The sequence below is a fragment of the Sphingomonas sp. genome (genome assembly GCF_026460985.1).
Taxonomy (GTDB): Bacteria; Pseudomonadota; Alphaproteobacteria; order Sphingomonadales; family Sphingomonadaceae; genus Sphingomonas.
The window spans coordinates 1-14,959 of the sequence record NZ_JAPKNM010000016.1 but is presented as its reverse complement, the minus strand read 5'-3'; the positions used below and the strand labels follow the sequence as shown (position 1 = coordinate 14,959).

Below are 14,959 nucleotides of genomic sequence, written 5' to 3'. Positions count from 1 at the left end.
TGCCGCTCTTCGGGAGTGCTTCGCGCGCCCCAGGGAGAGCGCGCGTCCTGACCCCGCGGCGCTCGGCGCGCCGCCCAGTTCGAGACACGCCATGAACAAACACATCCACGCACGCCTGCTCGCCACGGTGGCGCTGCTCTCCCCGGTTCCAGCGATCGCGCAGCAGCAGCAAGCGACGGCGCTCCCGACCGTCGACGTCACCTCCGAGCACACCGGCGGCGAGGCCGGCGAGAGCCGCGACCGCGAGCGGATCGCGCGCGACGCCGTTCGTACCAGCGACACCGCCGCGATCGTCCGCGATCTGCCCGGTGTCAGCGCCTATGACGCCGGCGGCGTCGCCTCGTTGCCCGTGATCCGCGGGCTCGAGGCCGATCGCATCGCGATCCTCGTCGACGGCGTGCGGATCGACGACGTCTGCCCCAACAAGATGGCGCCGCCGCTCTCGTTCACCGACCCGCAGACCGTGCGCACGATCAGCGCGCTTACCGGTGTCACGCCGGTGAGCCTGGGCGGCGACACGATCGGCGGCGCGATCAGCGTCGAGACGCTGCCGTCGCGCTTCGCTGCCTCGGGTGCGACGCTGTTCACCGGCCGGGCAAGCGCCTTCTATCGCAGCAATGGCGACGGCTTCGGCGGCGCGCTCTCGCTGACGGCAGCCAGCGACAAGCTGAGCCTCACCTACAACGGCTCCTATACCCAATCGGCCAATTATGAAGGCGGCGGCGACGATGGCGTCGTCCGCTCCTCGGAATATGCCAAGACCGATCACGCCGTCGCCTTCGCCGCAAGGACGGATATCGGGCAGTTCGAGCTCAAGGCCGGCTTCCAGCGCGCGCCCCGCGAGGGCTTTCCCAACCAGTATATGGACATGACCGACAATCGGTCCTGGTTCGTAAGCGGCCGCTATAGGGGCGTGTTCGACTGGGGCGATGCCGACCTCTCGGTGCACTATCGCGACACTGATCACGAGATGAACTTCCTCGAAGACAAGGGCGGCACTGCCAATGGCGGGATGCCCATGCTGACCGAGACGCACATAGCGGGCTATGCGCTGAAGCTGCGCTTTCCTCTGTCGGTGCGCGACACGCTCGGGATCGGCAGCGAATTCCATCACCAATGGCTCGACGATCATTGGCCGCCGGTCGCGGGCAGCATGATGATGGGCCCGAACACCTATGTGAACATCAACGCCGCCACGCGCGATCGCCTGGGCAGCTATCTCGAATGGGAGCGGGCGTGGGACGGCCGGCTCTCGACCGTCATCGGCATCCGCCAAGACCGGCTTTGGATGAACACAGGCACGGTGCAGCCCTATTCGACCGGCATGATGAGCATGGCCGACGCGGCGGCGGCCACCGCCTTCAATGCCGCCGAGCGTCGCCGTCGCGACTCCAATTGGAGCGGCAGCGCGATCGCCCGCTATGCGCCGTCGGAGCGTGTTGCGTTGGAGTTCGGCTATGCGCGCAAGGTGCGCTCGCCCAATATCTACGAACGCTACAGTTGGGGGCGAGGCTCGATGTCGAGCCGCATGATCGGCTGGTTCGGCGACGGAAACGGCTATGTCGGGAAGCTCGATCTGGCACCCGAACGCGCCGATACGCTGAGCGCGGCGGCGACGTTCAGCGGCGCCGGGGAGCGGTCCTGGACGCTTCGCCTTGCGCCGTACTTCACGCATGTGGCGGACTATGTCGACGTCGTGCGGATCAAGGACCTGACCGACGCCATGGGCAGGCCCACGGGCTTCGTGCAGCTCCAGTTCGCCAATGGGGAGGCGCGTTTCTACGGCCTGGACGTCTCCGGGACGCTGCCGCTCTGGGAGAATGCACGCGTCGGAAGCGCCAGGCTGTCGCTCGCCGCGAGCTGGGCGCAGGGCGACAATCTGGCCGATGGCGGCGCGCTCTATCACCAGATGCCGTTCCACGCGAAGCTCAGGTTCGACCATAAGCTGGGGGGCTGGGAAAGCCACGCCGCGCTGGCCTGGGTGGCCGACAAGACTCGAGTCGACGCGACGCGCAACGAGCCGCGGACCGATGGCTATGCCCTGGTGAATCTCGGCACCAGCTATGGCTGGAGCAACCTTCGCCTCAGCCTCGATGTCGAGAACCTGCTCGACGCCGCCTACGACCTGCCGCTCGGCGGAGTATCGCTCGGAGATTATCGGGCAAGCGGCGAGGTGCGGCGGGTGCCGGGGCGCGGACGCAGCGTCAATCTCGGCATGAGCGTGAGGTTCTGAGCGATGAAGCTGCTCACGCTCTCCGATCGGCTCTGGGGGTTGGCGATGACCACCACGGTCTACGGCGCGATGGTGCCTGCGCTGCTGGTGCTCGGAGCGGGAACGGGCAGGGTGCCGGTCCGTCCCGATGCGCTCAAGACGTTCGACGTCGCGTTCCCGCAACCCGAAGCGGAGTCCGCGCCGCCCCACCGGCCACGGGCGGCCCCGCCGGCGAAACGCGCGTTCGAACCGCGCCCGAGCGACCGCCCGCTGCCGGCACCGGAAGGCGGTGCGCCGGAGGCAGTCGTCGCCGAGGTCCCGGCGTCGCCCGCGGCTTCGTCCCCGATGGTGGCGGTGCCCGCAGCTCCGCTCCGCGAGCAAGCACCGGCGACGGCCGACAATGCGATCCTGCGCGAATATGCCGCCCGACTCTGGGCGCATATCGCTGCGCGCCGGCCACCTGGCATCCGCCTGGAGGGGACGACCGTGATCGCCTTCACGGTGACCCGGAGCGGTGCGCTCGAGGACGCCTTGATCGCGGTGCCCAGCGGCGACCCGATGCTGGATCGCTTGGCGATACGCACGGTCCGCCGCGCGGCGCCGCTTCCGCTTCCGCCCGACGGGCTGGCGGACGATCGGCGCCGCTTCACCATCCCCTTCAGCTTCAGCTGATGAGCGATCCGCGCCTGCTCGCCCGGCCGATCAGTGACGGACCGCCGATCACACGTCCAGGTTCGCGACGCTCAGCGCATTCTCCTGGATGAACTCGCGGCGCGGCTCGACCACGTCGCCCATCAGCTGGGTGAAGATCGCGTCGGCGACATCGGCCTGGTCGACCTGGACCGACAGCATCGAGCGGTTCTGCGGATCGAGTGTCGTCTCCCAGAGCTGCTCGGCGTTCATCTCGCCCAGCCCCTTGTAGCGCTGGATCGCGAGCCCCTTGCGGCCCGCGGCGAGGATCGCGTCGAGCAACTGGCTGGGGCGCGAGACCAGGGCCTGGCCCTTGGTCACGGTCACCGGCTCCTCGGCCTCCTCGCCTTCCAGCGCCTGCACCGCCTCGACCTCGGTCGCGGGGATCGCCTTGGACGGCACCAGCTTCGAGGGGACCAGATAGCTCTCGGCCTGCTCCGAGGCGAGCGCGTGGAGCTTCCGGGCCTCGGCCGAGACGAGGAAGGCCGCCTCGACGATGTGGTGATCGGTCACCCCGCGCCACACCCGCTCGAAATGATAGCCGCCGTCCTCGGTCACGCGCGCCGACCAGCGCGCATCGGCGTCCGCCGCGTCGAGCCGCGTCACCACCGACGTGAGGCTCCCGGCATGCTGCTCGCGCGTCGCATTGGGATCGAGCGCCCCGCCCAGCGCCAGCGCCTCGATGATCATCGGATCGTAGCGGCGCGGCACGTAGCGCATGAGGGTCCGCATGCGGCGCGCATGCTCGACGAGCTCGCGCAGGTCGTCGCCGTTGCGCGCGCCGCCCGCGGTCTCGAGGATGTTCCCGCCGACCCCGGCGTCGACCAGATACTGGTCGAGCGCGGCATCGTCCTTGAGATAGACTTCCGACCGGCCCTTGCTCGCCTTGTAGAGCGGCGGCTGGGCGATGAAGAGGTGCCCCGCCTCGATGATCTCGGGCATCTGGCGGTAGAAGAAGGTCAGCAGCAGCGTGCGGATATGCGCGCCGTCGACGTCGGCGTCGGTCATGATGACGATCTTGTGGTAGCGCAATTTCTCGAGGTTGAAATCGTCGCGGCCGATGCCGGTGCCCATCGCCTGGATCAAAGTGCCGATCTCGCGGCTGGACAGCATCCGGTCGAAGCGCGCGCGCTCGACGTTGAGGATCTTGCCGCGCAAGGGGAGGATCGCCTGGAAGTGGCGGTCGCGGCCCTGCTTGGCCGATCCGCCGGCCGAATCGCCCTCGACGAGGAAGAGTTCGGACTTGGCGGGATCGCGCTCCTGGCAGTCGGCGAGCTTGCCGGGCAGGCTGGCGATGTCCATCACGCCCTTGCGGCGAGTGAGCTCGCGCGCCTTCTTGGCGGCCTCGCGCGCGGCGGCGGCGTCGATCACCTTCTGGATGATCTGGCGTGCGACCGCGGGATTCTCCTCGAGCCACTCGGCGAGCTTGTCGGCCATCAGGCTCTCGAGCGGCTGGCGCACCTCGGACGAGACGAGCTTGTCCTTGGTCTGCGAGCTGAACTTGGGATCGGGCAGCTTGACCGAGACGATCGCAGTGAGCCCCTCGCGCATGTCGTCGCCGGTGAGGGTGACCTTCTCCTTCTTCAGCGCGCCCGACTTGTCGGCATAATTGTTGATCGTGCGGGTGAGCGCCGCGCGGAACGCCGCGAGGTGGGTGCCGCCGTCACGCTGGGGGATGTTGTTGGTGAAGCAGAGGACGTTCTCATAGTAAGAGTCGTTCCACTCGAGCGCGACGTCGATCGTCACGTCGTCACGCGTGCCGGCGATCGCCACCGGATCGGGCATCAGCGGAGTCTTGTTGCGATCGAGCCACTTCACGAAGGCCGCGATGCCGCCCTCGTAGAACAGTTCGACTTCCTTGACCTCTTCGTGCCGCGCGTCGCGCAGGAACAGGCGCACGCCCGAATTGAGGAAGGCGAGCTCGCGATAGCGGTGCTCGAGCTTCTCGAAATCATATTCAGTGATCTTGAAGGTCGCGGGGCTGGCGAGGAAAGTGACGCGCGTCCCCTTCTTGGCGTTCCCCTCCACATCGACGGCCTTGCCGATCACCTTGAGCGGGGCCACCGCGTCGCCGAACGCGAAGCGCATGTAATGCTCCTCGCCGTCGCGCCAGATGTTGAGATCGAGCCACTCGGAGAGCGCGTTGACCACAGACACGCCCACGCCGTGCAGGCCGCCCGAGACCTTGTAGGCATTGTCGTCCGACGTGTTCTCGAACTTACCCCCGGCGTGGAGCTGGGTCATGATGACCTCGGCCGCCGAGACGCCTTCCTCGGGATGGATGCCGGTGGGGATGCCGCGGCCATTGTCCTCGACCGAGACCGATCCGTCGGCGTTCAGCTGGATGATGATCCGGTCGCAATGGCCGGCCAGCGCCTCGTCGATCGCATTGTCCGAGACCTCGAACACCATGTGGTGGAGGCCCGAGCCGTCGTCGGTGTCGCCGATATACATGCCGGGGCGTTTGCGCACTGCGTCCAGGCCCTTGAGGACCTTGATCGATTCAGCGCCATAGGCATTTGCGTTGGGGAGGTTTTCGGGGGTGCTATCGTCGTTCGTCGCCATGCCCAGCATATAGGGTCGCTCCCTGCGAAACGGAAGCAAAATGGCGCGCGGCGGGGCGGGGTGCCCATGGTGCGGGATCGCGGCGCGGGTGGCCGTCATGCGATGCGCTCCGCGGCGTCGAGCATCGCACGGAGACGCGCGGCCGAGCGGCTCTCGAACCGGTGCCAGCGACGCAGCCACAATGCCGCCTCGGCCAGCGGATCGGCATCGAGCGCGCAGAGGCTGCGGCGCGCCTCGCGCCGCCGCCGGACGAGCCCCGCCGCCTCGAGCACGGCGAGGTGCTTGGCGGCGCCGGTGCCGCTCATCGCGAATCCCCGCGCCAGCTCGCTCACCGATTTCTCGCCCTCAGCGAGCCGCGCGAGCATCGCCCGGCGCGTCGGATCGGCGAGGGCGTGGAAGGTGGAGTCGAGCCGTTTGCCAACCATCAGGTTGGCGAACGCAATGAGCGCCGCCGGATCCAACCTTCTGGTTGGATCCGGGAATGACGGATTTCCGCCGTTCTCGGGCATTTCGGGCGGTCTGCCGGTTGACGAACTTGACGGATACGTACGCGCGCGCGTGGGAGCCCGGACCGGGCGCGACGAGGCGGGAGGAGTCTGCGGACCGTTCATGTGGGAACGGAAGCAGAACAAATCCTACATTGCCAGGGGATTTGAGGGGATGAGCGGGGCGTCTAGTTCCTAGGACGGGATCGACATTCAGGCGAGCGGTGCTTTCAATCCTCCCCCGCCAGGGGGAGGTGGCACGCGCAGCGTGACGGAGGGGGCGGAAGCACTGCGCTCAATTGGAGAGTACGCTGCTTACCTCCCCCTCCGTCGCCTTCGGCGCCACCTCCCCCTGGCGGGGGAGGATTTGAATGCCGATACGACCTAATTCCTAGCCCCTCCCGGAGGGGCTTAAAGTCAATCAGGCAGGCATTGGCCGTCGTCGCAGGCTTCGGGCTCGTAGGTCCAGCCGCCGTCGACGAAGCGGCAGTCGCCGACGATCTCGCCGGCCCAGCTCGCGGCTTTCGCCGCCGCCTTGCACTCGGCCTTGGTCGCATAGACTTCGTACGGCGCCGCCAAGGCGACGGACGACACGGCGGCACCTGCCGCAAGAAGCGCAATGGTCATGAAATTTTTCATGCGAATACCCTCTCCCTGCTCGTCCGATGAGCAAGGAAATCATATTCGAATGCGCGATGCCCCGCGTCGACGAGATGGCGAGGGGCGAGCGGACATCGGAGGTAGTTCTTTATAGTCGAACGGTTGCGGTGCCGATCATTTCCGGTGCTGCGCCGGTCGACGCGTTCGACTTGCTCAGGCGTGCGGAAGCCTGAGCCGGCGCTGCTTCATCCGCGCATGAAATGATAGCTCACGCTCATGGCGAGCAGCGCGACCACGATGACGACGACGACCTGCAGACCCTTCTCATGCTCATTCCTCGCGCGTTACGATCGAGCGGCTCCGGCTATCGAACGGCGACGAGCGGTTCAATAGCTTCGCAAGACAATAGCTTCGAAAGAATAGAGAAGCGGGGGTCGCGGCCGGTTGGCTGCCGGCGTCTCAGCCCAGATGTTCGATCGTCCCGTGCGCGACGGCGTAGCGCGTCGCCTCGCCGGGGACCGCTTCGAACAATGCGGGCTCGGTGCCGGTCATCCAGACCTGGCCGCGGCCCGCCAGCCGCTCGAACAAGGCCGAGCGGCGGCCGGGATCGAGATGCGCGGCGACTTCGTCGAGCAGCAGGATCGGCGTGCGGCCGACGCGATCCGCGACCAGTTCGGCATGCGCGAGCACGAGGCCGAGCAGCAGCGCCTTCTGCTCGCCGGTCGAGCAGAGATGCGCGGGCTGCTGCTTGCCGAGATGCGTGACGAGCAGGTCCGCGCGGTGCGGCCCGGCCAGAGTGCGCCCCGCCGCGGCGTCGCGCCGGCGGCCGTCGCGCAGGTCGCGGGCGAGCGTCTGGGCATCGCCTTGCCACCCTTCGATGGCGAGCCCGGCGCGGGCGAACACGCCTTCGGGCTGGTGCGCGATCCGCTCGGCCAGCGCGTCCACCATCGCGCGGCGGGCCATGTCGATCTCCGCGCCGTGCTCGGCCATGCGTGCCTCGAGCGCCGTCAGCCATTCGGGATCGGCGGGGGCTTCGTCGGCGAGCAGCCGGTTGCGCTGGCGCATCGCGGCCTCGTAGCGCGTCGAATGGTGCGCATGGCCGGGCGCCAGCGCCAGCGTCAGCCGGTCGAGGAAGCGGCGGCGCTCGCCGGGGCCCTCGACGAACAGCCGGTCCATCGCCGGGGTGAGCCACAGCACCGTCACCCATTCGGCGAGCGCGGTCGCGGCCGCCGCGGCGCCGTTGATCCGCACCAGCCGCCGCTCGGGCGCGTCGGGCTGGGTGCCCGTGCCGATAGTAACAAGCCCCTCCCCTTCAGGAGCGCTGGGCGAATAGCGGCCCGCGCTATTCAGGTCGGGCTGGGAGCCTGACCGACCCAGCGCTGGGTTGGGGGCGGGAGATGTCTCATCGAGACCGTTCGCTTGCGGCCAGGCCCCACCCCAACCCCTCCCCTGAAGGGGAGGGGCTATGATATTCGCCGCGACGCCGAACCCGCCCGCGGCGCCCTGCCGCACCATCTCCGCGAGCGGCGCGCGCCTGAGGCCGCGGCCCGGCGCGAGCAGCGACACGGCCTCGAGGATGTTGGTCTTGCCGGCGCCGTTCTCGCCGGTGAGCACGACGAAGCCCGCGCCGGGCGTGAGCACGGCGTCGCGATGGTTGCGGAAATCGGTCAGGACAAGTCGCGTGACGGCCATTATGGGCACCCCTAGCGCAGCCACTTGCCGCCGGACAGCGCTTCGCCGATGTAGGCGCAAAGGAGACCTCATGATCCGTATCTGCATCGCCGCCGTCGCGGCGCTCGCCCTTGCCGCCTGCTCGAAGGCGCCCGAGGATGTCACTGCCCGCTACGCGCTGACGGGCGGCCCCGGCGTGATCACCGTCCAGGCCGCGGCCAATGGCGACGCGCGGCTCGACAGCGGCCAGCAGGCGCTCGTCCACAAGGGCGGCGTCGACTATGTGGTGACGACCGACGCCAAGGGGCCGTTCGCGGCGAAGATGGACGATTTCCTCGCGGTGATCGGCGAGCTGGCGCGCGAGGACGGCATGAAGCCTCGCCCCGCGCCGCCGGAGCAGGGCGAGTTCGAGCTCGCCAAGACGGGCACCGACACGATCGCCGGCATGAAGGGCGATATCTGGAGAATCACTCCCAAGGATCCGGCAAAGGGCGTTCCGGGCCAGACCGTCGACGCGGTGGTCAGCAGCGATTCGGCTTTCGCCCATGTCGGCAAGGCATTGTCGATGCAGACGCGGCTCGGCGCCGGGATGCAGCAGCTGCAGGGCGGCGGCGGCAAGATCGACAAGCTCGTCGAGGAGATGCTCGGCAAGGGCATGGTGCTGCGCTTCGACAATACGCTCAAGCTCGACAAGATCGAGAAGGCGCCGATCGACGCCAAGGTGTTCGCGCTGCCGACCGTGCTCGACAAAGCAGGGCTCAAGGCCCGGCTGGTCGCCGAGCGCGATCGTGCGCGTGCCGCGGCCAAGGCGGCGCCGTCCGGCCCGCCGCCAGTGATGATGGAGACCCCGGCTCCCCAGGCGCCTCAGGCGCCCCAAGCCCCGTCGCCGCGCCCGCAGGCGAAGTGATGCGCTGGCGGATGCTCGCCGCGGTGGCGCTTTCGCTGGCGCCGCTGCCGGCGGCCGCCGACGTCACCGCGCGCTATCAGCTCGACCGCGACGCGCTCACGATCGAAGTCGACGACAATGGCGACTATCGCGCCGAGATCGCCGGCAAGTTCATGCTGATGCGGCGGAGCGGCGCGGAGTATGTCGTCATTTTCCAGGGGGCGACGCCGCACGTCGTCGAGCGGAAGGCGTTCTTCGACCTCGTCGAGACCAAGCTGCGCGGCGAGCTCGCCAAGTCGACCGAGGCGCGGCGCGACCTGGTGCTGACCAAGGGGAGCGAGGAGGAGATCGCCGGGCGCCGCGGCACCTTGTGGACGGTCGCGCTCGACAAGCCGGGCGGGAACCGGATCGAGGCGGTGATCGCCCCCGACGCCGATCTCGCGCCGGTCTCCGCGGTCTTCGCCGGCTTGCTCGACGGAGGGCTGCAGGTCTTTGGCGGGCTGATCCCCGAATCGAACCTCCCCGAGCTGCTCCGCCAAGTGTTCGCCAAGGGCGCGCCGCTCCGCCTGGCGATGATGGTGGACTTGCGGCTCAATTCGGTGAGCAAGGCCCCGATCGATTCGGCGCGGTTCGCGCTGCCCGGTCCGGTGGTCGACGCCGCGGCCTTCGAACGCGCGCTTTCGGGTCCGAACGCGAAGACGGGAGTCGCCGTGCCACCGCCATCGCCGCAGCCCTAAGGCGTCAGATCCCGGTGAGTCCCGCTTCGGCGAGGCTCGCCTGCGCGACGCGATAGGCCTTGGGCGGGACGATGTTCAGCCGGCGCCGCGCTTCGTCGATCGGCTCGGCGAGCAATGCCTCATAGTCCTCGCCGTGCAGCCAGCCGGCCTTCTTGCCGTGGCGGTATCCCTCGATCACCGCGCGGATGAAATCGAGCTTGCCGGTGATGCGGATGCTCTTGAGCGCCGCGCCGCTCGCGATGAACGCCCAGCCGAGCCCACCGGTCTGCGCAAAAGAGAAGGCGACGAGGCACGCCTCGCCGAGATGCTCGTCGGCCTTGTAGCCGGTGAGCACGTGCCAGAGATCGTGGATGTCGCGCTCGCGGCGGCCCATCCAGGCATAGGGATGCTCGATCGTGAAGGCCTCGGCGCCGATGGCGTTCATGCTGACTTCTTCGAGCCCCCTGGCCGAATAGCCGGTCGCGTCGAGGAAGCTGCGATAGGCGGCGCCGACGGTGCCCTCGGCAAAACCGTCGATCCAGCCGCGGTCGGACAGGCGCTCGGCCAGCTCGAGCCGGCGATAGGCGAGCTTGCCGCCACCGGGGACGGTGAGCAGCCTGCGGTAATTCTTTTGCGTGACGTCGCCGTTCAGCGCGCGCATGATGCGGAACACCTGCTCGGTGTCGTCGCCGTTCGACAGCAGACGCCGCAGCGCCGAAAGCGCGGTGCCCCATTCGCGCTTCATCGGGATGCCGGGATTGAACGGCTCAGGTGCCTGGGTCGCCATGATCTGCCTGCTCAAATTACTGACACGAGTGTTAATAGCAGCCATTGCCCGAAAGTTCAATTCGGTCCATCCTGATCGTCGAACAGGGAGGAAGCCGATGCGCAGCCGGATCGTGCCCGCCGCATTTCTCGGCCTGGCGCTCGCGGGATGCGGTCCCCGGACTCCCGAGCAGGCGCGCATCGACAATATCCAGGATGCCGCGCGCGCCGAGGCCGATGCGATCCGCTCGGCATCGGGCAACCAGGCGGCGGCGATCCGCGCCGAGGCCGACACGATCGCCTCCCAGGCCGAGATCGCCAACGACTTCGACGCGCAGCGGCTCAGGACCCGCGCCGATGCGCTGCGCAAGGAGGCGCGGATCGTCGAGCGTCAGGCCGATGCCCGGGTACGGGCGGTCCGCGATCGCGCGCGTGCCGATGTGAGCGCCATCAAGGCAGAGTGAGCCGGACCGGACGAGACCGGGCTATTGGAGCAGGCGCTTGCGGATCGCGGCGCGGCGCTCGAAGATCGACGCCATTTCCAGGTGGAGCGCACGGTCCCGCGCATTGCCCGCCCGTTCCGCCCGCTCGCGCTCTTCGCGCGCGCGCCGGTCGTTGAACGATACCAGGGCTTCCATTCCGTGCATGACAACGCTGTAGCACAGCAGGTGGAAACAAAATCCTACGTATTGATGCGACTCGCGGAATTACGTGGATAACCGGCGCCCCGGACGGAGCGCAGGAAATCACACCCGCATCGGCATCAGCACATAGAGCGCCGGCGAGCTGTCGTTCTCGCGGATCAATGTCGGCGCGGCGGCGTCGGCGAGGTGGACCTCGACCAGGTCGCCTTCGATCTGGCCGAGAATGTCCATCAGATAGCGGCTGTTGAAGCCGATCTCGAAGGGCATGGCGGCATATTCGCCCGGCACTTCCTCGGCTGCGGCGCCGTTCTCGGGGCTGGTGACCGACAAAGTGATCTTGTCGCGATCGAGTGACATCTTCACGGCGCGCGTCTTCTCGGTCGCGATCGTCGAGACGCGGTCGACGCCCTGCATGAAGCTCCGGGGATCGATCTTGAGGATCTTGTCGTTCGCGGTCGGGATGACGCGGCTGTAATCGGGGAAGGTGCCGTCGATCAGCTTCGAGGTCAGGATCGCCTGGCCCAGGTCGAAGCGGATCTTCGAGCCCGAGAGCGACACGCCTACCGATCCGTCGACCTCATCGAGCAGCTTGCGCAGCTCGGCGACGCACTTACGCGGCACGATCACGTCGGGCATGCCGTCGGCACCGTCGGGGCGCGCGACGGTAACGCGGGCGAGCCGGTGGCCGTCGGTCGCGGCGGCGCGCAGCATCGGCGTCGCCTCGTCGGTCACGTGCAGGAAGATGCCGTTGAGATAGTAGCGCGTCTCTTCGGTGGAGATCGCGAAGCGGGTCTTGTCGATGATCTGCTTGAGCGTCTCGGCGGGGAGCTCGAACGTCGTCGGCAGCTCGCCCTCGGCGATCATCGGGAAATCGTCGCGCGGCAAGGTCGCCAGCGTGAACTTGGCGCGGCCGGCATTGACCGTGATCCGGCCCTCGGCGGCGGCGAGCTCGACCTGCGAGCCCTCGGGCAGTTTCCGGACGATGTCGAACAAGGTGTGCGCCGAGACGGTGATCGCGCCGGGCTGGTCGACCGCGGCGGGAATCGTCTCGTCGATCTGCAGGTCGAGATCGGTCGCCATCAGCCGCATCGCGCCGCCGGCCTGCGCCTCGATCAGCACGTTGGAGAGAATGGGGATCGTGTTGCGCCGCTCGACCACCGACTGGACGTGGCTGAGGCCCCTCAACAGAGTTGCGCGTTCGATCGTCGCCTTCATCACTCAAAACCCCCGGTGCCGCGCTCGAATCCGGGCGCTGACGATTGGCTCGAACATTAGTGTCTAACGGCAAAAAGGGCCGGGGCAAGCGCCCCGACCCTCTCATGCACACCAAATTGGCGTTGCGGGCTTCAAAAGCGGAAGCCGACGCCCGCGACGATCTGGTGCCGATCGGTATCGACGTCGAACGTGTCGGTCACCGTGCCGTTGGCGAACTGGAAATCCGCCTTGGTGTAGTTCGAGTAGCGATATTCGAGCTTGGCATAGGTGTTGGAACCGATCGACTTCTCGACGCCGGCGCCGAGACGCCAGCCGTCCAGCTGGAAATTCTCGTCGGTCGTGGTGGTGCCGTTGTCGGCGGTCACGTTCAGCCGGGCGTTGGTGTAGCCGCCCTTGGCATAGAGCAGCGTGCCGGTGCCTACGGGGACGCCGACGCGCGCGCCGACATAGATGTCGCGACCAGCCTTGACGCGGCCATAGCCGAAGAAGTTGGGATCGCTGGTGTCGGTCGTGACCTTGGCGGTCGAGCCGCTGAGCTCGCCCTCGACGCCGAGCACGACGCCGCCGACGGGCAGGTCGTAGCCGGCCTCGACGCCGTACAGGGCGCCTTCGATGCTCTGGTCGTCGCCTTGGATCCGCGAATCCTCGCTGCTGCCCGGACGGACGATGTCGAGGCCGCCGACCACGCCGACGCGGAACCCGCCGGGGGCCGCGTCCTGCGCGAAGGCGGGGGCGGCCAGCGCCGACGAGGCGGCGAGGGCGGCGACGAATACAAGCTTACGCATAACTACTCCTTGGGTAACAGGCCCGCCTTGCGAGCGAGCCGGGCCATAACTGGGGAGGCGAGTCCGAGGTTGCATGAACCCCAGATAAACAGGAAAAACCGTGATATCTGAGCAACAGCCGGGCGTCTGTTGAGACGCCCGGCTGCGGCCGTCAGAAGCGGATGCCGACGCCGCCCACCACCTGGTGGCGCGCCCCGCCGACGTCGCCATAGTTGCTGTAGCGATATTCGCTCTTGAGATAGGCCTTGTCGGTCAGCTTGAGCTCGGCGCCCGCGCCCAGCCGCCAGCCGTCGAGCGTGTCATGGTCCTCGATGGTGCCCGTGGTGGAGGTGTATTCGGAGTTGAAGCGCGCATTGGTGTAGCCGCCCTTGGCGTAGATCAGCGCGCGGCTGCCCGCGACGAAACCCACGCGACCGCCGACATAGAAGTCGCGGCCCGCCGAGACCTTCAGCCGGTCGCCCGCGACGAGCACGCCGTTCGCGGTGTCCTTGGTGCTGGCGCCGGTGACTTCGCCTTCGACGCCGAACACGGTGTTGCCGGTCTGATAGTCATAGCCGAGCTGGCCGCCATAGACGACGCCGTCGCGCGATCCGTTGTTGATCGAATCGTCGCTGACATGGTCCCAGCCGACGATCGCCTCGGCGCGCGGCCCCGAGAAGTTCGCATCCTGCGCCAGCGCAGGGGTTGCCAGGGCGGACGCCGACAGCGCGGCGAGGATGAGCTTACGCATTACGATACTCCATCTGCTGGTACGCGGCTCCTTCGCGGAGCCGGCGTGCTGATGGGGTAAGACACCTGTTCGTTGCCTGAACGAAACGAGGCAATATCGGGGCGTGCCGCAATTCCGCCATTGCGTTTGGCGCCCGGAGCCGCTGAGGAGAGACGCATGCCAGCCAGCAACCGCCCCGTCAGCAACAGGAAGGGCCGCGATTTCATCGCCCGCCACGGCGAGACCGTGTTCAACATCGCGCGCCGGATGCAGGGCGATCATCCGCATACCCCGCTCACCCGCGCCGGCTTCGCCCAGGCCGACGCGATGGGCGCGGCCCTGCGCCAGATCCTCGGCCCGAAGCCGAAGCTGACCCTGTGGTCGTCGAGCGCGGGCAGGGCGCTCCAGACGCTGGCGGTCATCGCCGAGCATCTCGAGCTCGACTGGCACCAGGCGCGGACCGACGATCGCCTGGTCGAGATCGGCATGGGGGCGTGGAGCGGTCGCTATTATGCCGATCTGCAGGAAGAGGTCGGCACCTTTCTCGATCTCGAGCACGGGCTCTACACGCGGCCTCCCGAGGGCGGCGAATGGTATGATGCGATCGCCGAGCGGGTGTCGGGCTGGCTGCGCGATACCGACGCGGATCCCGGCGACCGGCTGGTGATCATGCACGGCATGTCGAGCCGCATCCTGCGCGGCGTGATGACCGGCGGCGACGTGATGCCGCAATTCGACGCGCCGGTGGCGCCCGATCTGCCGCAGGGATCGATCGTGCTGATCGAGCAGGCAGTCGAGCATGTCGTCCATCTCGGCACCGGGCGCGGCGCGGCGCCGGCATGATCGCGCTGGCTCTGCTGCTCGCGACGCTGCCGCGCGATGCGCTGGGGACCTATGGCGATTGGGGCGCATTCCGCGATCCCTCGCCGCTGCGTTGCTTCGCGATCGCGCGGCCGGTGGAGCGCTATCGCAGCGCCCAGCCCTTCGCCAGCATCGCCACCTGGCCGGGGCAAAGG

General features: G+C 68.0%; 16 protein-coding genes. 7 read left to right on the top strand and 9 right to left on the bottom strand.

Annotated features, from left to right (window positions below):
- The first annotated feature begins 91 nt into the window (after positions 1-91).
- Positions 92-2,233 (top strand): TonB-dependent receptor, encoded by a 2,142-nt coding sequence (locus tag MT490_RS03180; RefSeq protein WP_297384187.1) that lies wholly within the window; start codon positions 92-94, stop codon positions 2,231-2,233.
- A 3-nt stretch (positions 2,234-2,236) separates the two neighbouring features.
- Positions 2,237-2,884, top strand: coding sequence for an energy transducer TonB (locus MT490_RS03175; protein ID WP_297384186.1), 648 nt, complete (start codon positions 2,237-2,239; stop codon positions 2,882-2,884).
- Positions 2,885-2,932: 48 nt separating this feature from the next.
- Here the strand turns inward: MT490_RS03175 and gyrB are convergent, their stop codons facing one another.
- The 3 genes from gyrB to MT490_RS03160 form a co-directional block, all read right to left on the bottom strand.
- Positions 2,933-5,476, bottom strand: coding sequence for a DNA topoisomerase (ATP-hydrolyzing) subunit B (gene gyrB / locus MT490_RS03170; protein WP_297384267.1), 2,544 nt, complete (start codon positions 5,474-5,476; stop codon positions 2,933-2,935).
- Positions 5,477-5,562: 86 nt separating this feature from the next.
- Positions 5,563-5,892 carry a metalloregulator ArsR/SmtB family transcription factor gene (locus tag MT490_RS03165; RefSeq protein WP_297384184.1) on the bottom strand — a complete coding sequence of 110 codons (330 nt, stop codon included), beginning with the start codon at positions 5,890-5,892 and terminating at the stop codon, positions 5,563-5,565.
- Positions 5,893-6,369: 477 nt separating this feature from the next.
- Positions 6,370-6,579 (bottom strand): hypothetical protein, encoded by a 210-nt coding sequence (locus MT490_RS03160; protein ID WP_297384183.1) that lies wholly within the window; start codon positions 6,577-6,579, stop codon positions 6,370-6,372.
- Positions 6,580-6,617: 38 nt separating this feature from the next.
- On the opposite strand from MT490_RS03160, the gene MT490_RS03155 reads away from it, so the two are divergent.
- Positions 6,618-6,785: a hypothetical protein gene (locus MT490_RS03155; protein ID WP_297384182.1), complete on the top strand. Its 168-nt coding sequence runs from the start codon at positions 6,618-6,620 to the stop codon at positions 6,783-6,785.
- Between the two features lie 226 nt (positions 6,786-7,011).
- Here MT490_RS03155 and MT490_RS03150 read toward each other — a convergent pair whose 3' ends face one another.
- Positions 7,012-8,244 (bottom strand): DNA replication/repair protein RecF, encoded by a 1,233-nt coding sequence (locus tag MT490_RS03150; protein ID WP_297384180.1) that lies wholly within the window; start codon positions 8,242-8,244, stop codon positions 7,012-7,014.
- Positions 8,245-8,314: 70 nt separating this feature from the next.
- Between MT490_RS03150 and MT490_RS03145 the strand changes: the two genes are divergently transcribed.
- Positions 8,315-9,130 (top strand): hypothetical protein, encoded by an 816-nt coding sequence (locus tag MT490_RS03145; protein WP_297384179.1) that lies wholly within the window; start codon positions 8,315-8,317, stop codon positions 9,128-9,130.
- Complete coding sequence (locus MT490_RS03140) at positions 9,130-9,846, top strand: hypothetical protein (protein ID WP_297384178.1); 717 nt, start codon at positions 9,130-9,132, stop codon at positions 9,844-9,846. The genes MT490_RS03145 and MT490_RS03140 overlap by 1 nt, the downstream gene beginning before the upstream one ends.
- 4 nt (positions 9,847-9,850) lie before the next feature.
- Here the strand turns inward: MT490_RS03140 and MT490_RS03135 are convergent, their stop codons facing one another.
- Complete coding sequence (locus MT490_RS03135; RefSeq protein ID WP_297384176.1) at positions 9,851-10,612, bottom strand: Coq4 family protein; 762 nt, start codon at positions 10,610-10,612, stop codon at positions 9,851-9,853.
- A 97-nt stretch (positions 10,613-10,709) separates the two neighbouring features.
- Here MT490_RS03135 and MT490_RS03130 point away from each other — a divergent pair, with 97 nt between their 5' ends.
- Positions 10,710-11,054 carry a hypothetical protein gene (locus tag MT490_RS03130; RefSeq protein WP_297384174.1) on the top strand — a complete coding sequence of 115 codons (345 nt, stop codon included), beginning with the start codon at positions 10,710-10,712 and terminating at the stop codon, positions 11,052-11,054.
- Positions 11,055-11,075: 21 nt separating this feature from the next.
- Here the strand turns inward: MT490_RS03130 and MT490_RS03125 are convergent, their stop codons facing one another.
- The 4 genes from MT490_RS03125 to MT490_RS03110 form a co-directional block, all read right to left on the bottom strand.
- Positions 11,076-11,228 (bottom strand): hypothetical protein, encoded by a 153-nt coding sequence (locus tag MT490_RS03125; RefSeq protein ID WP_297384173.1) that lies wholly within the window; start codon positions 11,226-11,228, stop codon positions 11,076-11,078.
- Between the two features lie 108 nt (positions 11,229-11,336).
- The gene (gene dnaN, locus MT490_RS03120; protein ID WP_297384171.1) at positions 11,337-12,449 is read right to left on the bottom strand and encodes a DNA polymerase III subunit beta; all 1,113 of its coding nucleotides are present in this window, start codon (positions 12,447-12,449) and stop codon (positions 11,337-11,339) included.
- 131 nt (positions 12,450-12,580) lie between these two features.
- Positions 12,581-13,234: an outer membrane beta-barrel protein gene (locus MT490_RS03115; protein ID WP_297384169.1), complete on the bottom strand. Its 654-nt coding sequence runs from the start codon at positions 13,232-13,234 to the stop codon at positions 12,581-12,583.
- A 151-nt stretch (positions 13,235-13,385) separates the two neighbouring features.
- The gene (locus tag MT490_RS03110; RefSeq protein ID WP_297384167.1) at positions 13,386-13,964 is read right to left on the bottom strand and encodes an outer membrane beta-barrel protein; all 579 of its coding nucleotides are present in this window, start codon (positions 13,962-13,964) and stop codon (positions 13,386-13,388) included.
- 156 nt (positions 13,965-14,120) lie between these two features.
- Here MT490_RS03110 and MT490_RS03105 point away from each other — a divergent pair, with 156 nt between their 5' ends.
- Positions 14,121-14,786 (top strand): histidine phosphatase family protein, encoded by a 666-nt coding sequence (locus MT490_RS03105; RefSeq protein WP_297384165.1) that lies wholly within the window; start codon positions 14,121-14,123, stop codon positions 14,784-14,786.
- The last annotated feature ends 173 nt before the right edge of the window (positions 14,787-14,959 follow it).